The sequence below is a fragment of the Deefgea rivuli DSM 18356 genome (genome assembly GCF_000620145.1).
Taxonomy (GTDB): domain Bacteria; phylum Pseudomonadota; class Gammaproteobacteria; order Burkholderiales; family Chitinibacteraceae; genus Deefgea; species Deefgea rivuli.
Genome location: NZ_KK211081.1, coordinates 40,633 through 60,795, shown reverse-complemented (window position 1 = coordinate 60,795; position 20,163 = coordinate 40,633). Strand labels below are relative to the sequence as shown.

Genomic DNA, 20,163 nt, shown 5'->3' with positions numbered 1-20,163 from the left:
TTTATGGCTTTGACGGCTAAGCTGAAAAAATGTTGAGCCGCTATTTACTCTTTATTACTTGCTTTGTGCTTGGGATTATTACGCTACAAATGCAAGCGACTTTGCCGCCAACGTGGTTGGCGTGGCTCGGTCTTAGCTTGGCGTTAACACTGATAGGTTTGCCGCGATTTTTGCCGCCACAGCGATCTATATTGCGCTACGCGATGATTGGGATTTGTTCGCTGAGTTTGGGGTTTGCTTGGGCGCAATGGCGTGCTGAATGGCGGATGGCACAGCGGATTCCCAGTCCTTTAATTGGGAAAACGCAGATCGTTGAGGGTTATGTCAGTGATTTGCCGCAGCAAACGCGATTTGGTCAGCGCTTTATTTTTACACCAACGCAGCCGATTTCTGGCTGGCAGCCCACGCGGATTCAAGTGTATGGCAATGACAAAATCGGCGCAGTCGCTGCAGGTGAGCGCTGGCGTTTGGCGCTCAAACTCAAGCCGGTTCACGGCGCAGTCAATCCGGCAGGTTTTGATTTGGAAAGCTGGTTTTTGCAACAAAATATCGCGGCGACTGCAAATCTCAAGTCGGCTGAGCGCTTGCCGGGGCAGGCCAATGCGCTGCTGCGGCTGCGCGCCCATTTACGCGAGCGAATTCAATTTTTACTTCACGATGCGCCATATCAAGGCGTCATCGTCGCGTTGACGATAGGCGATCAGGGCGGGATTCCCAAAGCGCAGTGGCAGCGCTTTGCACAAACTGGCATCACACATTTGATTAGTATTTCTGGTTTGCATATTACTTTGCTGGCGGCGATTGCTGCTGGCATGGTGCGCTGTGTGTGGCGGCGAATTCCAGCTTTGGCCTCGCGATTTGCAGCGCAACGCGCCGCTTTGATTGCGGGCGTGATCACTGCGCTTTTCTATAGCCTCTTGGCTGGAATGGCGGTGCCGACGCAGCGCACGGTGTTGATGCTTTTGGTGGCTGCGCTGTGCATGTGGCGTGCTAAACCGATGGCGGTCAGCAGCATCTGGGCGAGGGCATTGTTGGCGGTGGTGGTGTTTGATCCATTTGCGGTGCTGTCGGTTGGGTTTTGGCTGTCGTTTATTGTGGTGGGCTATTTGATTTGGTCGGGCGCAAATCGGATTGGCGAAGCTAAGCAGTGGCATGTGTGGTTGAGTACGCAGTGGGCGGCAACTTTGGCTTCGATGCCGATTCTGTTATTGGTCTTTGGGCAATTTCCGCTGATTTCTCCGCTGGCCAATGCGCTGGCGATTCCTTTGGTGAGTTTATTGATTACGCCTTTGGCTTTGTTAGGCTTGCTTGATCCAACTGGAACGCTACTGCATTGGGCAGAGCGGCTATTTGCCGTGGTCGATTGGTTCTTGCTGCGCTGTTTGGCCTTACCGATACCTGATTTGCAGTTTGTTACGCCTTCTATGGGTATCTTGCCACTAGCCATGCTGGGTATGGCCTTGCTGTTATTACCCCGAGGTATCCCAGCACGTTGGCTGGGTTGGGTGATGCTCTTTCCGCTGTTTTTTACTCCGAAAAAATTAATAGCCCCGAATGAATTTATGGCTCAAGTATTGGATGTGGGCCAGGGTTTGAGTGTGTTGGTGCAAACGAAAAATCATGCGCTGCTATTTGATACCGGCCAAGCGCCCAATGGTGAGCGCGTATTATTGCCGGTGTTGCGCCAAGCTGGGATACGCCAGTTGGATGTGCTTTTACTATCGCATAATGATAACGATCATATCGGCGCGGCAGCGATATTGCTCGATCCGGCTGCGTCTGTGGCCGTTACCCAAATTGTGCATAGCCTGCCGGATTTGCATCCACTCTTGAATACATCCATCGCGCAGCAGCGCTGCCAAACTGGCCAGCATTGGGATTGGGATGGTGTGCAATTTGCGCTATTGTGGCTGCGGCCGGATTATTCGGCACGTGACGACAATGCTAAAGGCTGCGTGCTGCGCATCAGTAATCGCTGGCACAGTCTGTTGATTCCAGCCGATATTGGCCGATTGGAGGAGGGTGAATTATTGGCGGCGGGTTTGCCAGCGACAGACATTGTGATTGCGCCGCATCACGGCAGCAAAAACTCGTCGTCCGATGCGTTTGTGAGTGCTTTGCAACCCCAGTACGCGGTGTTTTCTGCCGGATTTATGAATCATTTCCAGCATCCACGGCCAGAAGTGGAGGCGCGGTATGCGGCCGCTGGTGCGGCGCTGTTGCGTACCGATCAAATGGGCGCAATTCGTTTTGTAGTGGGTGAGCAAATCCAAGTGCAGCAGCAACGCGCCATTGCGCCACGATATTGGTACACTGCGACATCCCAGACGCGCTAAGCACAGCCATTTGTCCACGAAAAACACGAAAAGGCACGAAAGAAAACCAAGGGATAATATGACGTTTTGTCGTGCGATTGTTCGTGATGTTCGTGATTTTCGTGCCTTTCGTGGACTCCGTTTTTGACCTTGCCTCAAAGTGCTTAGCGCGTACACGGTTTCATTCTCTGTAATAACTGGAAATCCACCATGACCATGACGCTGGCCGCGCTATATCGCTACCCACTTAAATCATGCCGCGCCCAAGCATTGACGAGCAGTCATGTCACTTTGCGCGGCCTGCAATTTGATCGGGAATGGATGGTGGCAACGCCTGAGGGTAAATATATTACGGGCCGCACCGAGCCGCGCTTGTTGCTGATTTCTGCTGAGCCCACGCCCGACGGCGTTTGGCTGAAAGCGCCGCAGTGTGTCGACCTCTTTGTGCCGCTGGGCAATTTTGGCGAAAACCATATTGCCGACGTGTGGGAAACCGAGTTTCTCGCTCGCCGTGGTGCGCTGGATGCCGATGCGTGGTTGTCGGCTTACTTGGGTAAGCAAGTTCAATTAATGTGGACTGGGCCTGCCAGTCATCGACGCTTAAAAAATCGCGCTGAAATTCCAGTTAGTTTTGCCGACACTTATCCTTTACTTTTGATTGGCGAAGGCTCGCTGCGCGAATTGAACCACCGCGTCGGGCGCGAGTTATCGATGCTGCGTTTTCGCCCGAATTTGGTCATTGCCAATACCGAGCCGTTTGCTGAAGACCGCTGGAAACGGATTCGAATTGGCGAGATTGAATTTGAAATCGGCAAATCTTGCGAGCGCTGCATTATGACGACGCTGGACCCAGATACCGCAGAGCGATCTCCCGATCAAGAGCCTCTACGTAGCCTTGCCAAATTTAGAAAAACCGCTGGTGCTGTGCTATTTGGTCAAAACATCATCGCGCTGAATGAGGGCGAATTACGGCTGGATATGCCGGTTGAAGTGCTGGCGTAAAATTTTAAAGCCTTATAAAGAAAAATGATTGTGAATAGCGCCGCAGTTGACTGCCGCGCTATTTTTTTGCCTACGGCCGTCATTAGTGAAAATATTTCAAATTTAGCAAGCTAAACTGAGTTTTTATTTAAGATTGTTCGGGGTTATTGCGATGCAAGAAATAGCATTGTTATTGCAAGGCGGTGGGGCTTTGGGGGCTTATGAGCTGGGCGTGTTGCGCTATATGGGCGAGCAAAATAGGCTGCCAGTGCAATTGGTCGCTGGTGTTTCGATTGGTGCGGTGAATGCGGCGGTGCTGGTCGGCTCGCGTGATGCCGACCCGATTGCGGCGCTCAATACGCTGTGGGAAAAGCTCACCGTGCCGCATCTGCCATTTTTGCCTGAGGTGTTCGAGCAAAATCGGGCGCTGCTGGGCAATCCGCATATGTCGCGCTTGCGGCATGATTACTGGAACATGCAACACTGGACAGCGTTGTATTCGGCCGATCCATTGCGCGAGCTGCTGCATGAGCTGATCGATTTTGACAAACTGAATGCCTCAGCGACCGAGCTGCAATTATCGGCGGTGCAAATCGAATCGGGTGATGTCGAGATTTTTAGCAATCGCCAACACATTATTACGGCTGAGCATGTGATTGCTTCCTTGTCGATTCCGCCGATGTTCCCACCCGTGGAGATTGACGGGCTGCATTATTGGGATGGTGGCCTGTTTGATAATGCGCCGCTGAGGGCGATGATTGATGCGTTGCCGGTGGGCAGCGCCACTCGATTCGTGATTATTAATTTATTCCCATTGAAAGGCCAATTGCCCGATGGTTTAGCGCAAGTGCAAGATCGGATGCTGGAAATTATCTTCTCGAATAAAACGTTAGGCGATATGGCGCAAATGCAAACGTATAACGAGTTGACTGAACTCGCAGCCGCTTTGGATAAGGAATTGGCTGCCGATTCGAGCATTCGCCAGCAAGCAGGGTTTTTGCGAATTCAGAAATATCGCTATTTTGAAGATCCGATTGTCATCACTAACGATGAGCCTGAATCACAAGAAGGTACTTTAGACTTTTCAGGCAAATCCTTAGCGCGCCGCACTGAGGCGGGTTACCGCGATGCAGTCAGGATTTTCAATGCCAATTAAATAATTCGACAAGCAAAATTTTTCTTGAATTAAAAGGGTATAGCTAGCTAGGTATTGATCAATGATGCCTAGCTGCTTATACCCTTTAATTTTTATTTAAAGATAAATCCTTAATTTCTTGCTTCAGTCTGAAGCAAAGTTCGCTCTAGTGTGATTTGTACACAGAAGGTGTAACTGCACAAATTGGCCATGACTTAGCGCAAATTCTTACTTGAAAAATCAGCGTAGTCTGTGATGACAACATTTCGATTTTGATGAGGGCGATATCATGGCAACGACGGCTTTTTTTATCCCGAGTGTGAATTTAATGGGCGCAGGCTGTTTAAGCGACGCAGCGAAAACCATCCAAAGTTATGGCTTTAAAAAAGCGTTATTGGTGACGGATGCGCCCTTGGTCAGCATTGGCTTGGTGAAACGCGTGACCAATTTATTGGCCAGCCAAGGGGTGGATTGTGTGGTGTTTGATGGCGTGCATCCGAATCCAACGACAGCGAATGTGGCCGCCGGTTTGGCGCTGCTGCAAACCCATGCCTGCGATTGCGTGATTTCGCTCGGTGGCGGCTCACCGCATGATTGCGCTAAAGGCATCGCGTTGGTGGCGGTTAATGGCGGTGAAATTAAAGATTACGAAGGCTTGGATCGTTCGGCCAAACCGCAGTTGCCACTGATTGCGATCAATACGACGGCGGGAACGGCCAGTGAAATGACGCGCTTTTGCATTATCACTGACGAATCTCGCCATGTGAAAATGGCGATTGTTGATAAGCACACGACGCCGATTTTGTCGGTGAATGATCCCGAATTGATGCTACTTAAACCCGCAGGATTAACTGCGGCAACGGGTATGGATGCGTTAACGCATGCGATTGAAGCGTATGTATCGACTGCAGCGACGCCGATTAACGATGCTTGCGCGCTCAAAGCTGTTGAGATTGTCAGTCAGTCGCTGCGCCAAGCGGTGCAGCATGGCGACGATATCGCTGCACGCGAGCAAATGGCCTATGCGCAATTTTTAGCGGGGATGGCGTTTAATAATGCATCGCTCGGCTACGTGCATGCAATGGCGCATCAGCTGGGTGGTTTTTATGATTTGCCACATGGCGTTTGTAACGCAATCCTGTTGCCGCATGTTCAGGCGTATAACAAGCAAGTGTGCGCCAAACGTTTAGGCGATATTGCACGCGCGATGGGTGAAACGACTACTGGTTTGACCGACGATGCCGCTGCCGATGTGTGCTTGGCTGCGATTCGTAAACTCTCAGTTGATGTGGGCATTCCGACGGGTGTAGCGCAATTGGGCGCGAAAGAGGAAGACATTCCAACGCTGGCTGCCAATGCACTGAAAGACGCGTGTGGTCTGACCAATCCAAAACAGCCGACATTCGATGAAGTCTGCGAAATTTACCGCGCCGCTTTGTAATTGATTCGGTGAAATAGAAAAAGCCGCTTTGAATTTAAAGCGGCTTTTTCATGCTTAAGTATTAGCTCTACTGCAAGGAAGTCCAAATATCATCCCAATCGCTGTCTTGAATAATGCCTTCGCGTTTGAGCGTGATTTCGCCATTTTTGCCAATGACGACTAAGCTTGGGTCGCGCTTGATGCTGCCAAAGCTGTCTTTGTAATCTGAGGCATTGCGCCAAACGAGTGGAAATTGTTCGTCCTTTGGCGTTGTTACATTGACGAGCTGCGCGTAGTTTTTAAAGTGTTCGGGTTTTTTGTCTAAACCAATCCCAATCACCGAAAATTGGCTTTTTTTATTCGATTTATAAAACTCACGAATCAGTTTTAAGTTGTAAACACAGGCATCACAACCCGCGCTAAAAAAAGCCAGTAGCACGGTTTGATTTTTGTATTGCTGTAAAGAAACGGGTTTTCCGCTCATGATATCTACGCCTTCTAGCGTTTGTGCTGCGGCGGCGTAACCTTGGCTCAATAAAAATAAGGCAATAAGCCAATGGCGGATTTTTTTCATGCTTGCATCTCGGATGGGGGTTGGTGGCAAGAGCGTTGAATCAGTGTATCAAGGCCAAAGCGGCAGAGGGGCACGCAGGCGATGATCAACAGCATCAGCCCCCATTCTAAGTGATCTTGTAATGCTGACGGAATATCTTTCAATACATAGTAGTAAGATAACACTGCAGTTAAGTTTAATGCCGACAACCCCAGTGCAGATAATCTTGTGAATAGCCCCAGAGTTAGCAAGATGGGCAGTAATAATTCGCCAGCCGTTGCGCCGATTGCGGCAATCAGCGGCGGCAAGACGGGCACATGATATTCATTGCTAAATAAAAATAGGGTAGTGCTCCAGTCCTGAATTTTGGTCAGCCCAGACAGGAAGAAAACTTTGCTGATATAGAGGCGCAGCAGCAAGTCTGCGACTGGCGCGAGGGCACTGAGCGGTTTGGCCGTAATCAGTGCCTTTAAACAGTCGAGTCGTGACATCAAAATGGTCCAAGTATGGGATTCATTAATATAGTCGAAGTACGGCGCGTTTTCTTACATAAGTCGGCCAGTGAATTTTTTTTAGCGGTCAGGGCTGCGCTGACGCAGCCCTGTTGAGCGCTTAATGCGCTGCTGATTTACGTTGTAAATGCCGGCGCATTCGCCGCAGACCCAATGCGATGGTCGCCACGATTATGGGAATCGCAATCGCAGTGCTGATTTCAACATTCACATGCCAGCCACCGGCTTTGAGTCCTTTGAGCCCATAGCCCAGCAAACCAACGATGTAATAGGTAATCGCCGCGACCGATAAACCTTCAACAGTTTCTTGCAGCCGCAATTGCAAATCCGCGCGTTGCGACATCGCGCCGAGCAGGCTTTGGTTTTGTTGCTCCAAGCTAATATCAACACGGGTGCGTAGTAGCAAAGTCGCGCGGCTGACGCGTTCGGCGAGCTCACGTTGCCGCCGTGCCACGACCGCGCAATGCTCTAGCGCTGGCGTGAGGCGGCGCGAAATAAATTGCGTCAATGGCGGAATGCCTTGGATTCGCACTTCGCGCAACTCGGCGAGGCGCGTTTGCACAATCTCAAAATACGCATGCGAGGCGCTAAAGCGGTAATCGGTTTGCGATAGCGCGCCTTCGACGCGCGCTGCCAGTTGCGTCAATTGATCGAGCAAATTCGCTTCATCGGCTTGCCGCGCATCGGAGATTTGGCTAATTAGCTCGGCTAACTGCCGATCTGCGCTAGCCAGTTCGGGTGCAATCGATTGCGCCAAGGGCGGCGCGAGCATCGCCAGCGTGCGGTAGCCTTCAATATCAAACAGCCGTTGCAGCATGCGCCCAGCTTGGCGGCGACCCATAAAACGATCGACTAGCACGTAATGCGTGAAGCCATTGGCGTCGGTTTGGAAATCGCTGTACGCCATGCCCGCACCTTCGCCGATTTCCGCGCCAATCAACTCATTGCCCGCAAAAAAGTCGCGCGCGATGTGCGTGACAGTCAGCGGCGATTGCGCTTGCGGCAATACAATCGCATGCGTGGCGACCAAGATATTGCCCGGTAATTGCGACAGCCATTCGGCGGGCAATTCGGCCAGCGCAGGTTGTGCAAAGGGTTCGTTGTTGATCTTATTTGATGTCAACGGCGCGCTAACGCTAAAGCTAGAAAACTCGCTATAGCGCATCCACAGCACTTGGCAATCGCCCAAGTCCAAATTGAAATGGCTGGCGCTCGCGCTTGGTGGCGTTTGGCCGTAATGCTGTGCCAATTGCGTAAACAGCCACAGCTCATGCGCCAAACTCAGATGATGATTTAAGTAAGCCAAATGGCTGATTCGCCCCGGTGTCGGCAGGCGCGGGTAGGGATAAGTGTGAGCTTCGTTGGCAATGCTGCGGCGTTGTGGATGTTCGTGCAGCTTGAGCTCGAATGCGCGGGTTGTGGTGTGCATCGTCGTCTCCAATGAGTGCCGTTGTGCGGCAGCACAGACTACGTAGCACAAGCCATGCCAATGTGGTTCATAAAGGGTATATGAACATAGGCTTTATTTTGTAATGGCTAGGAGTAAATACATGATGGATGTATTAGAGGGGTAAGCGGCAGGGCGCTAATTTGGTGCAGATGAAGTTGATTTTTATGTGCTGCAATAAAACTGAGTGCAATAAAAAAGCCACCGACAAATCGGTGGCTTTCACATTCAAATGACCGCAATTAAGCGCGTTTTTTGAATTCGTTGGTGCGTGTGTCGATCTCGATTCTGTCGCCGATTTCGATGAATGCCGCTACTGGCAATTCAAAGTCAGTACCTTTGAGTTTAGCTGGCTTCATTACTTTGCCTGAAGTGTCGCCACGAACCGCTGGCTCAGTGTATTCAACTTCACGCACAACCACGGTTGGCAATTCAACAGAGATGGCTTTGCCATCGTAGAAAGTCACTTGGCATTGATCTTCCATGCCATCAACGATCAGGCCACGGGTGTCGCCCAAATTGTCGGCTTCAACGTCGTGTTGGTTAAATTCTGCGTCCATGAAAATGAACATTGGGTCTGCGAAGTATGAGTAGGTGCAATCGAGTTTTTCGAGCGTCACAACTTCCAATTTGTCGTCTGATTTGTAAACGACTTCAGAGCCAGAGCCTGTCAACAGACCTTTCGATTTTACTTTAACTACTGAAGAGTTACGGCCTGATTTTGAGAACTCAGTTTTTTGTACGACCAAAGGTTGGCCGTCAACCAAGATGACGTTACCAGCGCGAACTTCGTGTGCAGTTTTGATTGCCATGTTTTTACATACCTAAAAGCGGGATTAATTGAAGAACAAGTTTTAAGAGTGCGGCGATTTTGAAGTGCGAAACCTCAGTACTTTTAAAACGCGCTCGACACAATCCGCCATTTTAAATGGATTGGGTGAATTTGACCAGATTAGTCGCAAGATCTCCGTGCGCCGCTAGTCGCTTCGCCCAGTTTTTAGCATGTTGACGCAAAATTTCTCGCTCGGTATTGAGCATTCTCCAACTTTGCGCAATGTCGCCGCCTTGATTCCACGCGTAATAAAAGTCGCGCAGCGCTGTAGCGAGTTCCGGTGGCAAATCAGCCAGATACAGCTGCAAAAAGGCATCCAGCTTTTCAAGGTGCGTGTCTTCCGACTGCGGATAAATCTGCCAAATCATTGGCAACGCCGCCCATTGCGCGCGCACAAACGAATCTTCGCCGCGAACAAAATTCAAATCACAGCTCCACAGCAGCCGGTCGTAATCGTCTTGGCTGAGCATGGGCAAGATGGCGAGACTGACTGCGCCGTATTGATATACTTCCCCAGTGTGTAGCTCACCAAGCATTAATAGCTGTTCTATTTGTGGCAATACCCTACCTTCAGGTACAAAGAGCACAATTGGTGACGGACTGTCTTTGAGCTGCTCTAGCCATGCGTTGAGCGCTGGGTTTTCGTAGGCAAACAGTGAAAAATATTGCGTGTCAGCGTTTGTTACGGGCAGTTTGGGAGCCAGTCGTTGGCGCAGCGCTGCGGCATCGCTTGCTGTCCACGCGGCGCGTTGTTGGCGCATACTTTGCTCGCCAATCAGCCCGCCGGTTTTCTCATTAAAGCCGGGAAAGAAAAAATATTTTTTCAGCCCATTCTGCGGTGAGGGCAGGCCATGGCAGCCGCTGACCCAATCTTCGGCGCTGAGATAATCCAGATTGATCCAGATGGGCGCTGTCGAGTTTGCTGCCGCATGGGTGCGCATTTGCTCGATATAGGCGGGCGGTAAATCGCAGGCAAAAGTCTCGATAACGACATCGCTGGCGGGGATAGCTGCAGGCCAGTTTTCTGGCCAATGCCGAATCGTCACCGTTTCTAGTGTTTGCGTTGCCAAGTTGGAATTAATTTCAGGACGAATTTTGGCAAAGCTGGCTAGATCGTCCACCCATAAAGTGACGTCCAGTGCATGCTCGTTCGCGAGTTGCCGCGCCAAACGCCAGCAGACACCAATATCGCCAAAATTGTCGACAACGCGACAGAAAATTGCCCAAGTTTGCACGTGCTATTTCCGATAGTTTTTTAGTTTCTTCAACAGAAAAGGCCTCGGCGAAACCGAGGCCTTGAATCTTGCTTAATCTAGTGCTGATTATTTCTTTTCAGCCACTGCAGGCGTTTCCCAAGGCAGTGGTACTTTGATGCCATTCAAGATAAACGTGCCTTTAGTCAGTGATGCCGTCGTTGCCAGCAATTTACCTTCAACGCGAATTAGATTTTGTTCTGCGAGTTTATTAATTTGTCCTTCAACAAATTGCCCGGCCAAGAAATCCAAATCCGCCATATTCACTTGTGTATCCGGGCCGCCAAATACATTGCGTGCTTGCCACAGTGCCAAGGTTTCGACCACTTTACGTGGTACGGCAAAGTCGGCTTTGGCGACGATTTTATTCACTAATTCAACCGGTTTATCTAAATCGCTGGCGACAAAACCTTTCAGGCCAACTTCGCCGGTGAAGTGAATCGCGCCATCGGGCAATTTGACTTCGAGCTTTTTGATCGCCAATTGCGGATCATTTTGCAGCAGTGGCAGGCCGTGGGTTTTGGCTAAGGTCGTCAGCGCGGCGGTGAGTTGCTCGCGGTCGAGGTTTTGTTTTTGCAGTTTGGTTAGCTCATCGCCGATTTTAGCCAGCGTTGCGCCGTGCAAATGATTCGCTTCGGCAATTAAGACCGCTGGGCCGTAGGGCTGGCCGTCGAGGATCAGCTTGGCTAGATCAATTTTGGCGCTGCCATTAATAAATTCGCCCGCTTCTTTGATGTCGCCCACATAGCTTAGGTTTTCTAATTGCAGTTTTAGTGGCGTGCCTTCAATCAGATTCAAATCAAGCTTGCCAATTTTAGCGCTGGTGCTGCCCAGCATAATGCCGCTTTTGCCGCGTACTTGTTGCATATTCAGGCTAAAGTCGGCGAGTGAAAATTGACCTTTGCTTTTGGCTTCGCCAGTAATCCCCGGCGCAGTGGCGATCAGCGTCACGCGATTAAAATCGCCGCCGTAATCAAGCGTCGCGTTCAGACCTTTCCAATTGGCTTTGATGCCGGAAAGGGCTTCTTCGTATTCAAAGCTAGGCACAGAAAGATGCACGACACCATCATCATTAAAGCTGATGCGATTTTCGATATTAATGGGCTGTTGTTCGCCAAAGAATTTGGCTAAAAATTTCTGGGTATCGGCTGCAAACACAAATTCAGTATTGACTGCAGCCTTATACGGTATGAAGTTAAATTGGCTCAATAGCGGTAAAGGGCCGTGTTTGATGTGATTGGTATACGTTACTTCAAAGGTTTGCAGTGGCTGGCCTTCTTTTTCGAGCAGAAAACGATACAGCTCTGGGCGCACTTGCAAGGTGGTGGTTTCAGTCGAGCTGAACCAGCCACGTTGATATTTGTGGTTTTTCACGATGAAATACGGCAAGTTGGCGAGCCAGTCATGCTGTTTTTGCATGGTTTTTTCGACGGCTTGGCCTGCATAATAGCTGCCACCGACATAGGCAGCGGCGAGTGTAGCGAGGCTTAAGCTAGCGGCGATGACAACTTTACGTTTCACAGTGAATTCCTTTCGAACAGTAAGATTTGGTGTTGATAGTGTACCGTATGCTTGAGCCCCAACGTTCTACTCACCATGGTTGCGCTCATGCCGCGCGGCACTGACTTTTCTTGAACGGCCAAGAAAAGTAAGCAAAAGAAGGCCGCCCTAGTATCTGCATCCGGCTTCGCCGGATTCCCTCGCTGCGGACAATCGGCAAGGCGGCAGGCTTTAACAAAACAGAGCCCGCCGAAACCCCTTGCCGCTTGTTCCTCGCTCGGTTTGATACAAGGGATTTTAAGCCCCAGCCCAACGAGCGCGGCACTGCACAACACCAATCTGAACATTACCCTCTAGCAGGGCTTACGACTTAAATACGACGTGCTAGTTCCTCGGCAGTGCCAAGGTAGGTCGCTGGCGTCAGTGCTTTAAGGCGATCTTTCGCGTCTTGTGGGATCGCCAAGCCTTCAATAAATACCGCCAAGGCTTCTTTGGTAATACCGGTCTTGCCGCGCGTCAACTCTTTGAGTTGCTCGTACGGATTAGGCACACCGTAGCGGCGCATCACGGTTTGAATTGGCTCAGCCAAGACTTCCCAGTTGTTGTTCAAGTCAAAGGCCATCGCATCGCGATTGGCCATCAATTTGTTCAATCCTTTGAGTGCCGCCACGTAGCCAAGCAAGGTGTAGCCCATACCGACGCCCATATTACGCAATACGGTCGAATCGGTCAGGTCACGCTGCCAGCGCGAAACCGGTAATTTTTGGCTCAAGTGGATCAAGACTGCATTGGCCATCCCGAGATTACCTTCGGAATTTTCAAAGTCGATTGGATTCACTTTATGCGGCATGGTTGAAGAACCGACTTCGTTCTTGTTCACACGTTGCTTGAAGAAACCCAGCGAAATGTAACCCCAGATATCGCGGTTCATATCGACCAAAATCGTGTTGGCACGTGCGAAATCATCAAACAACTCGCTCATATAATCGTGCGGCTCGATTTGGATCGTGTATGGGTTGAAGTTGATGCCTAGACTTTCGACAAAGCGTTGGCAGAAACCTTCCCAATCAAAGCCAGGGTAGGCTGACAAATGCGCATTGTAGTTGCCGACTGCGCCATTGATTTTACCAAGCAATTCAACATCAGAAATGCGCGCCAGTTGACGTTCCAAACGGAAAGCCACGTTGGCCATTTCTTTGCCCATCGTCGTTGGTGTTGCCGGTTGGCCGTGCGTGCGGCTCATCATCGGTGCATCGGCCAATTCGTGCGCCAATTCTTTGAGTTTGGTGATGATTTCAACCAATTTTGGCAACATCACATCAGTGCGCGCGCCTTTAAGCATCAAAGCGTGCGATAGATTATTGATGTCTTCTGAAGTGCAGGCAAAGTGAATAAATTCACTCGCCGCAGACACTTCAGCGTTGCCTGAAAGGCGCTCTTTTAACCAATATTCCACGGCTTTCACGTCGTGGTTGGTGGTGCGCTCTATCGTTTTCACTTCAAGTGCGTGGTCGGTATTGAACTGGCTCACAACCGCATCGAGTTCGGCGATGGTGGCGGCAGAAAACGGCTTGATGTCTTCAAGCGCAGCGTCGCTGGCCAAGGCTTTCAGCCAAGCCACTTCGACCGTCACGCGGTTTTTAATCAGTGCATATTCACTGAAGTGGGCGCGTAAATCGGCCAATTGTTTTTCGTAGCGGCCGTCGAGCGGCGAAAGCGCGGTAAGTGCTGAAAGTTCCATAATGCCAACCCGTCCGTAGGTCTTAGAGTCTGTTTTAAAAGCCGAGAGCGCCCGTTATCACGGGAGGCATAGCTCTTTTATAAACAGGCTCTACTCTATAAAAGCGGCGATTCTAACACAGTGCGGGTGTCGGCTCACAGCCCAGCGCGCCGTGAGTCGGATCACTTTTTGTGTTGGCACGATGCACAACTATGATTGGGTTCGTGACAGCCGATTGAATCGGATGAATAATGCGATGTCTTACAAAAACGATCTTTTTTGTGATGATTTGTTTATTTTTGTAAGTCTTAACAGGTTTCATACGAGCAGGCCAATCGAGCGTGCCGTAACAAGTGTGGAGAGAGAGTGTAATGGCAAACTATACCCAGTTAACCCCCGAATGGCAGGAATGGATTGTTGATAATCTAGAGCGCGGCTGTCAGGCGCAAACTTTGGTGCAAACGATGATCGCCAAAGGCTTTGATGCGATGTTTGCCAATGCAGTGGTGTTTCATTTTTCGGCTAATCCAGTGCAGCGTTATTCACCGAATGCTCCAAGCGATAATCCTATCGCTTGAGGGGTATGTTCTTCTGTACTTTATTTATAAATAGCTCTGCTGATATACCCATATCATTTTATTAATAGTATCAATTTGTGTGCAGTTTGCGATACGGCAAAGCTGCACATTTTTGCGTCAAATTTTTATATTAAATTCGGGTTGCAATTAAAGTATTAAAATAGGTTCGCTATCGCTAAATCAAAATAGTAAATAGTTGGCAGGCTGCATTAATGACGCCCCAAAATGGGCAATTCCCGCTACGCTTGGCAGCAGTGATGATTATGGTGTGGACGGGTGCACTGGCGACATTGAAGCTTGAGCGCGGCATCAAATATGAGTTAGTTTTTCGTCTTTATATATCCGAGCAATTTGCACCCATTTCCCGCTTTGCGTTCGTAATAAGGAGGCTTAAATGTCGACGATTCTTGTTCCTGTTGATGGTTCTGTTCAATCGATTCGCGCTGTGGCTGCTGTATTGGCATTTCGCTCGCATGAATCGTATCGCGAGTTGTTTTTGTTGAATGTGCAGCCGCCTTTATTGGGGCGTACCCGAGGCTATGTGACGCATCAACAGTTAGATGAGTTATATCGAGCCGAGGCAAATTTAGCGTTAAGTTCAGCAATTGAATTGATTGTGGCAGCAGGTGTTCCGTACCAACAGCGAATGGTGATTGGTGCGCCAGCAGAAATGATTGCTACCGTCGCTCAGCAAGTGGGGGCGAGCCAAATTTTTATGGGAACGCGAGGTCGAGGGGCTAGCGCTGCGATTTTACTCGGTTCAGTTGCCAATCAGCTGGCTAGTTTGACGGATTTACCGCTAACACTGGTGAACTGATTTTGCTCAAGGAGACGATACGATGCCGACGATTCTAATTCCGATGGATGGTTCTGATTGCGCTAAGCGCGCGCTTGAGCATGGCTTGACTTTGGCTGCACGCGATCCTTCGCTCTCAATCACTTTACTTAATGTTCAGCAACCGACTTTATATGCGTCTTTGCTCGAAGGGATTAGCCCCGAGCTGCCGATGCAACAACTGTTAATTGAGCAAGGCGATGCCACATTGCAAACTGCAATTGAGCGGGTGCAAGCAGAGGGCGTTAAGTGTTCGCCGTTGACTAAACTGGGTAAACCAGCGCATTTAATTTGTGAACTCGCAGCACAGCCCAATTGCCTTCGCGTGGTGATGGGGACGCATGGGCGAGATAGCCTCGCGCGGATTATTCTGGGTTCGGTTGCCTATCAAGTTCTCGCGCAATCGCCAGTGCCAGTGACATTGATTAAATAAGCCGCTGAGTTCGAACTTGTAAGCACGCATCCTTGATGCGTGCTTTTTTGCGTCCTAAATTTCACTTGTTTACGTAATACTTTCAATTTTCTGTGTTTAATATATTGATTTAATTAGCAATCAGCGTTTGGAGCAAACTTACAAAAAATGCCCTTGAAGTATTGCTAATGAGAATGATTGTCGATATTATGCGCAAATGATTCTCGATAACAAAACAACGATTTGTGCGGTTGTCCTTGCTCATGCGGCTTTGCTGTATGGCGTGGTGAATATGCCGCCAGCCCCTACACGCCAAGCCGAGCCGCTGCTTATGGTTGCTGTGCCATTGCCGATGGGCGAGCCTGCGCCCGAAGTGATGCCAGCCAAACCGCTCGTCAAAGTAAAGCAAAAGCTGCAGCAAATTAAACAAGCGGTGCAAGAAAGGCGCCAAGTGAAAGCCAAGTCGGCACCGGTTTTACCTGTGCAAGCGGCGACGCCCGATCGCGTTGCCACGATGGAAGTCGCTGCCGTTGAAAAACCTGAAATTGCTCCGGCTAAAAACGAAGGGCAGGGCGAAACCAGTGCTAAATCAGTGGCCGCAGCAGCTGGCGGTGGTGCACAAGGGCAAAGCACTGAGCGCAATGAGGCGCCAACTGAGCCGAGCTTTCATGCCAATTATTTGAATAATCCGAAGCCACCTTATCCACCGCAATCACTTGCTTTGGGCGAAAAAGGGGTGGTGATGTTGCGTGTTGCGGTCAATGCCGCGGGGCAAGCTGAATCTGTTGTATTGCATAAAAGTAGCGGTTTTCCTCGCTTAGATGTGGTTGCCCAAAACACGGTGCAACGCTGGCGCTTTGTACCAGCTAAACGCGGCGACCAAGCGGTGGCTGGAACGGTGATTGTGCCGGTTAATTTTTCGATCAAAAATTCTTGAGGTATTGAGTAATGGATTTGTCTTTGGTTTTGCATTCAGGTGATCCGGTTTTGCAGTCGGTTTTTGCTTTATTGGTGGTGATGTCGGTGGTGAGCTGGGTCGTGATTGCCGCGCGTTCACGTTTGCTCTGGGTGATGAAACGTCATCAGCAGCAATTTATGAATCAATTTTGGGACGCCAATGATTGGCAAGTCGCTTTGGGTTTGGCGGCTAAAAATCAGTCACCAGCGGCTAAATTGGCGACTTCAGGTGCTGATGGCCTGCGCCACTACCGCGCACATGAAGGCAGCGGCTTGGGTAAAGCAGTATCGCTTGATGATTATTTAGTACGCAAATTGCGTACGCGTTTAAGCCAAGAAACAGCGCAAATGGAGCGCGGTTTAACTTGGTTGGCAACGACCGGTTCGGTTGCACCATTTATTGGTCTATTCGGTACGGTGTGGGGAATTTATAACGCGCTGGTCGGTATCGCAGCCAGTGGCAATGCCTCATTGGCAACGGTCGCTGGCCCGATTGGTGAAGCTTTGGTCGCCACCGCTGCGGGTTTGGCTGTAGCGATCCCAGCCGTCGTCGCCTACAACGCTTTTGTTCGCGCCAATCGCCGTTTTGGTCAAGAACTCGATGGTTTTACACATGATTTGCATGCGCAGTTGTTAACCGAAGGCGGCCACGGAATTCGCTAAGCGCAGTCATTTAAAAGTAAATCAGCTGATCTACGAGAAACTGCCGGTGCGCTGCTGCGCTTGTGCTGGTTTCTTGTGGGGGCTTTAAGGAGTAAGCAATGGGATTCGGTAGTTTTGGGCAGGATGATGCCGCGCCAATGGCAGAGATTAATACGACGCCGCTCGTGGATGTGATGCTGGTGTTGTTGGTGGTGTTTATTGTGACTGCGCCGGTGATGACGCATGCAGTCAGAGTGGAGTTGCCAAAAGCGACGACCACGGTTGTGCAGCAGCAAAAAACGCCGCTTCGGCTGACTTTACAAGCGGACGGCGCTTTGCTCGATGACAAAACTCCGATTGAACTTGCTGCGCTTGATGCGCGTTTTGCTGCTGTGTTTGCGGCTGATCCGCAAACTGAAGTGCATATCTATGCCGATAAAACGGTGCAATACGAACGAATCGCACAGACCATGGCCGCCGCTCAGCGGGCAGGTTTAACCCGAATTGGTTTAATGACCAATGGACAAGGAAGTTGAGATTGTCCTGTATACGAGTAGTACATCAAAAATTGTTTTGCCGCGCTGTGTCGCTTGGCCGCACTTGTGTCACTGCTGCTGGGCTGTACGCCGCGCCATAAAATTTTTGCAGATTTAACGCGCTTGAACTGGCGGGTTGAGAAACCCGCCATTTTTTTGTCAAAAATTAAAAAAAACCACCCAAAAATAGAGAAAACCATGCGAGAGAAACAAAAGTCAGGCATTCGCCATTTTGCAAAACTACCTGCCGCTGCCGCCTTATTTGGCGCAGTTGCGGGCGGTGTTCAAGCCGCTGAAACCGTATTAGCGCCGGTTGAAGTGAGTGCAGAAAATCCTCAAAGTAGAAACGGTACGGCCGATACGTATAAAGCGCCAACCGTTAGCGTGGGCCGCATTCAGCAAGAAGCGCGCGATGTACCACAATCAATCACCAGTATTACGCAGCAGTTGATGCACGACCAAGATGCCAACACGCTGAAAGAAGCGCTACGCAATGCCGTGGGCGTGACATTTAATGCTGCCGAAGGTGGCGCAAGTGGTGACGGTATCCGCATTCGTGGTTTTGGCGCTTCGAACGATCTGTACTTGGATAATTTCCGCGATTCAGCGCAATACAATCGCGATACTTTCCATATTGACACGCTTGAAGTATTGCGTGGCCCAGCTTCGATGTTGTTTGGTCGCGGTTCAACCGGTGGTGTGGTAAACCAAGTGAGCAAGAAACCATTCCGTGGTGATTTAAATCAGGTTTCTACATCGATTGGTATGGATTCGTTTTACCGCGTTGAAGGCGATTTTAATAAAGCCATCGGTGAAAATACAGCCGCGCGCGTGAATGTGATGGGGCAAAAAGCCGATAGTTTCCGCGAAGGCGCAGAAATGAATCGTTGGGGCGTTGCACCGACCATTACTTGGGGCCTTGGTGATCCGACGCAAATTACTTTGTCGTACTTGCATTATAAAGAAGACAATGTGCCAGATTATGGCGTGCCTTATAACCGTCAGGGACCAGGTTTTCGCACTACGACTGGGCCGAATGGCAAACCGGTGCAAACACCAGTAACAAATGAGTCGGTTCATGGTACGAATACACCGATTGATCGTGTTGATACCTTCTATGGTTTGAAAGATTTTGATACTGAAGAAACGCAAACTGATGTGTTGACTTTAAATATTGAGCATCAAATTAATGCCAATATGAAAATAAAAAATGCAACGCGCGCGGGTAAATATGATTTAGATTTGCGCGCTAGTGCGCCAGGTTTGTCGTTTGCGGCACCGACTGAAGTAGTCAACGACAATACAAAAATCACACGCGGCCGCAAATTGCGTATGCGTGAGCAAGAAATCTATTCGAATGTGACTGATTTTGTGTGGGATTTCGAAACAGGCACAATTCGTCATAACCTCTTGGCCGGTTTTGAATTAACGCGTGAAACCTTGCTCAGCACGGGCCGTTTGCAATTGGATACCACAGGTAAAGTGAAACCAAGTGCAACGACTGGTCTAGCTGGTTGCACTTTGCCCAACACGACCGTGGGCAATCCTGTAACGGGTGGTGTGCCAAGTAATTGTAGCGATCCGGTTAATACAGTAACTGCAGATTCGACAGCCGATACGATTGCGTTCTATATGCAAGATATGATCGATTTGACGCCGCACTGGAAAGTATTGCTCGGTGCACGTTATGATCATTTCAAAGCCAGTACTGAAAATAAATCGTTTACCAAGCAAAAGCCAGCAGATAATGTGAGCCGCACGGATAAAGTGTGGAGCTATCGCACGGGTTTGATCTACCAACCAGATCAAGTTCAGTCGTACTATGTATCCTACGGCACATCGTTCAACCCATCAGCTGAAGCGTATTCGACTGACCCGAAAGGTGCTCTGACGGATCCAGAAGAAAACGCAAACTATGAAATCGGCGCGAAATGGACTTTATTTAATGGCGATTTGGCATTGCGTACTGCCGTGTTCCGTACAGAAAAAACCAATGAGCGTCAAACGGATATCGAGCCTGGTGTTATCAAACCTTACTTGCTTTCAGGTAAACGCCATACTGACGGTATCGAATTGGAAGCTGCAGGTCGTTTGAGTGACAAATGGCAAGTGTTTGCTGGTGTTGCTTTGATGGATCCAGTGATTGATGATGTTGCTAATCCAGCGCGTAAATACCAAGAAGGTAATCGCCCAGATAACGCACCAACTTATACGGGTAATTTGTGGAGCACTTACCAAATTACTAGCAATTGGAAAATCGGTGGCGGGATGAACGCGATTAGCAAACGTTATACCAACTTGGATAATATCGTGTACTTGCCAAGCTATGTACGTTGGGATGCGATGGCAGAATGGTCGCACCGTGATGTGAGCATTCAATTAAACGTGTTGAACTTGTTTGATGAAGATCATTTCGAAGGTCTGTACCAAGGCTTTGCAGTACCAGGTACGACGCGTACGGCACGGGTTACAGCAGCGTATAAGTTCTAATTCTGCTGTAGTTTATTGCCAAGTATTCGGGTAAAAGTTTTATGG

The 20,163-nt window shown here is 49.6% G+C and carries 18 protein-coding genes; 11 read left to right on the top strand and 7 right to left on the bottom strand.

Translation table 11 applies throughout. The annotated features are described in order from the left end of the window. Positions 1-29 precede the first annotated feature (29 nt). The 4 genes from Q320_RS0110200 (at position 30) to yiaY (ending at position 5,872) form a co-directional block, all read left to right on the top strand. Positions 30-2,336, top strand: a complete 2,307-nt coding sequence (locus tag Q320_RS0110200; protein ID WP_027468914.1) for a DNA internalization-related competence protein ComEC/Rec2 — start codon at positions 30-32, stop codon at positions 2,334-2,336. 189 nt (positions 2,337-2,525) lie between these two features. After that, positions 2,526-3,317, top strand: a complete 792-nt coding sequence (locus Q320_RS0110195; protein ID WP_027468913.1) for an MOSC domain-containing protein — start codon at positions 2,526-2,528, stop codon at positions 3,315-3,317. A 151-nt stretch (positions 3,318-3,468) separates the two neighbouring features. Then, a complete protein-coding gene (locus Q320_RS0110185) occupies positions 3,469-4,452 on the top strand; it encodes a patatin-like phospholipase family protein (RefSeq protein WP_027468912.1) in 984 nt (327 codons plus the stop codon). A 268-nt stretch (positions 4,453-4,720) separates the two neighbouring features. Next, entirely contained in the window at positions 4,721-5,872 is a 1,152-nt protein-coding gene (gene yiaY, locus Q320_RS0110180) for an L-threonine dehydrogenase (RefSeq protein WP_027468911.1), read from the top strand. 67 nt (positions 5,873-5,939) lie between these two features. Here yiaY and Q320_RS0110175 read toward each other — a convergent pair whose 3' ends face one another. The 7 genes from Q320_RS0110175 to purB form a co-directional block, all read right to left on the bottom strand. Further along, positions 5,940-6,425, bottom strand: coding sequence for a peroxiredoxin family protein (locus Q320_RS0110175; protein ID WP_027468910.1), 486 nt, complete (start codon positions 6,423-6,425; stop codon positions 5,940-5,942). Next, positions 6,422-6,895, bottom strand: a complete 474-nt coding sequence (locus Q320_RS19425) for a DoxX family protein (protein WP_051534652.1) — start codon at positions 6,893-6,895, stop codon at positions 6,422-6,424. The genes Q320_RS0110175 and Q320_RS19425 overlap by 4 nt, the downstream gene beginning before the upstream one ends. Before the next feature lie 121 nt (positions 6,896-7,016). Further along, positions 7,017-8,345 (bottom strand): DUF3422 family protein, encoded by a 1,329-nt coding sequence (locus tag Q320_RS0110165; protein ID WP_027468909.1) that lies wholly within the window; start codon positions 8,343-8,345, stop codon positions 7,017-7,019. A 260-nt stretch (positions 8,346-8,605) separates the two neighbouring features. Next, positions 8,606-9,169 (bottom strand): elongation factor P, encoded by a 564-nt coding sequence (locus Q320_RS0110160; protein WP_027468908.1) that lies wholly within the window; start codon positions 9,167-9,169, stop codon positions 8,606-8,608. A gap of 118 nt (positions 9,170-9,287) precedes the next feature. Further along, complete coding sequence (gene earP / locus Q320_RS0110155; RefSeq protein ID WP_027468907.1) at positions 9,288-10,430, bottom strand: elongation factor P maturation arginine rhamnosyltransferase EarP; 1,143 nt, start codon at positions 10,428-10,430, stop codon at positions 9,288-9,290. Between the two features lie 87 nt (positions 10,431-10,517). Next, complete coding sequence (locus Q320_RS0110150) at positions 10,518-11,969, bottom strand: YdgA family protein (RefSeq protein ID WP_027468906.1); 1,452 nt, start codon at positions 11,967-11,969, stop codon at positions 10,518-10,520. 349 nt (positions 11,970-12,318) lie between these two features. Beyond that, positions 12,319-13,689, bottom strand: coding sequence for an adenylosuccinate lyase (purB, locus tag Q320_RS0110140; protein ID WP_027468904.1), 1,371 nt, complete (start codon positions 13,687-13,689; stop codon positions 12,319-12,321). Positions 13,690-14,039: 350 nt separating this feature from the next. Between purB and Q320_RS19420 the strand changes: the two genes are divergently transcribed. From Q320_RS19420 to Q320_RS0110105, 7 genes are all read left to right on the top strand, one after another. Continuing rightward, positions 14,040-14,246, top strand: coding sequence for a hypothetical protein (locus tag Q320_RS19420; protein WP_035853441.1), 207 nt, complete (start codon positions 14,040-14,042; stop codon positions 14,244-14,246). A gap of 394 nt (positions 14,247-14,640) precedes the next feature. Beyond that, positions 14,641-15,063, top strand: a complete 423-nt coding sequence (locus tag Q320_RS0110130) for a universal stress protein (RefSeq protein ID WP_027468903.1) — start codon at positions 14,641-14,643, stop codon at positions 15,061-15,063. A 22-nt stretch (positions 15,064-15,085) separates the two neighbouring features. Next, the gene (locus Q320_RS0110125) at positions 15,086-15,514 is read left to right on the top strand and encodes a universal stress protein (RefSeq protein ID WP_027468902.1); all 429 of its coding nucleotides are present in this window, start codon (positions 15,086-15,088) and stop codon (positions 15,512-15,514) included. Positions 15,515-15,710: 196 nt separating this feature from the next. Next, on the top strand, positions 15,711-16,430 hold the full coding sequence (locus tag Q320_RS20810; RefSeq protein WP_051534651.1) for an energy transducer TonB: 720 nt from the start codon (positions 15,711-15,713) through the stop codon (positions 16,428-16,430). A gap of 11 nt (positions 16,431-16,441) precedes the next feature. Further along, a complete protein-coding gene (locus Q320_RS0110115) occupies positions 16,442-17,113 on the top strand; it encodes a MotA/TolQ/ExbB proton channel family protein (protein WP_027468901.1) in 672 nt (223 codons plus the stop codon). A 98-nt stretch (positions 17,114-17,211) separates the two neighbouring features. Further along, complete coding sequence (locus tag Q320_RS0110110; RefSeq protein ID WP_027468900.1) at positions 17,212-17,628, top strand: ExbD/TolR family protein; 417 nt, start codon at positions 17,212-17,214, stop codon at positions 17,626-17,628. A gap of 198 nt (positions 17,629-17,826) precedes the next feature. Next, entirely contained in the window at positions 17,827-20,118 is a 2,292-nt protein-coding gene (locus tag Q320_RS0110105; protein WP_156939040.1) for a TonB-dependent receptor, read from the top strand. Positions 20,119-20,163: the final 45 nt, after the last annotated feature.

Bases quoted from the DNA above. Each gene is read 5' to 3' on its own strand.
- Q320_RS0110200 (WP_027468914.1), top strand. From the start codon at position 30: ATGTTGAGCCGCTATTTACTCTTTATTACTTGCTTTGTGCTTGGGATT.
- Q320_RS0110195 (WP_027468913.1), top strand. From the start codon at position 2,526: ATGACCATGACGCTGGCCGCGCTATATCGCTACCCACTTAAATCATGC.
- Q320_RS0110185 (WP_027468912.1), top strand. From the start codon at position 3,469: ATGCAAGAAATAGCATTGTTATTGCAAGGCGGTGGGGCTTTGGGGGCT.
- yiaY (WP_027468911.1), top strand. From the start codon at position 4,721: ATGGCAACGACGGCTTTTTTTATCCCGAGTGTGAATTTAATGGGCGCA.
- Q320_RS0110175 (WP_027468910.1), bottom strand. From the start codon at position 6,425: ATGAAAAAAATCCGCCATTGGCTTATTGCCTTATTTTTATTGAGCCAA.
- Q320_RS19425 (WP_051534652.1), bottom strand. From the start codon at position 6,895: ATGTCACGACTCGACTGTTTAAAGGCACTGATTACGGCCAAACCGCTC.
- Q320_RS0110165 (WP_027468909.1), bottom strand. From the start codon at position 8,345: ATGCACACCACAACCCGCGCATTCGAGCTCAAGCTGCACGAACATCCA.
- purB (WP_027468904.1), bottom strand. From the start codon at position 13,689: ATGGAACTTTCAGCACTTACCGCGCTTTCGCCGCTCGACGGCCGCTAC.
- Q320_RS19420 (WP_035853441.1), top strand. From the start codon at position 14,040: ATGGCAAACTATACCCAGTTAACCCCCGAATGGCAGGAATGGATTGTT.
- Q320_RS0110130 (WP_027468903.1), top strand. From the start codon at position 14,641: ATGTCGACGATTCTTGTTCCTGTTGATGGTTCTGTTCAATCGATTCGC.
- Q320_RS0110125 (WP_027468902.1), top strand. From the start codon at position 15,086: ATGCCGACGATTCTAATTCCGATGGATGGTTCTGATTGCGCTAAGCGC.
- Q320_RS20810 (WP_051534651.1), top strand. From the start codon at position 15,711: ATGATTCTCGATAACAAAACAACGATTTGTGCGGTTGTCCTTGCTCAT.
- Q320_RS0110115 (WP_027468901.1), top strand. From the start codon at position 16,442: ATGGATTTGTCTTTGGTTTTGCATTCAGGTGATCCGGTTTTGCAGTCG.
- Q320_RS0110110 (WP_027468900.1), top strand. From the start codon at position 17,212: ATGGGATTCGGTAGTTTTGGGCAGGATGATGCCGCGCCAATGGCAGAG.
- Q320_RS0110105 (WP_156939040.1), top strand. From the start codon at position 17,827: ATGCGAGAGAAACAAAAGTCAGGCATTCGCCATTTTGCAAAACTACCT.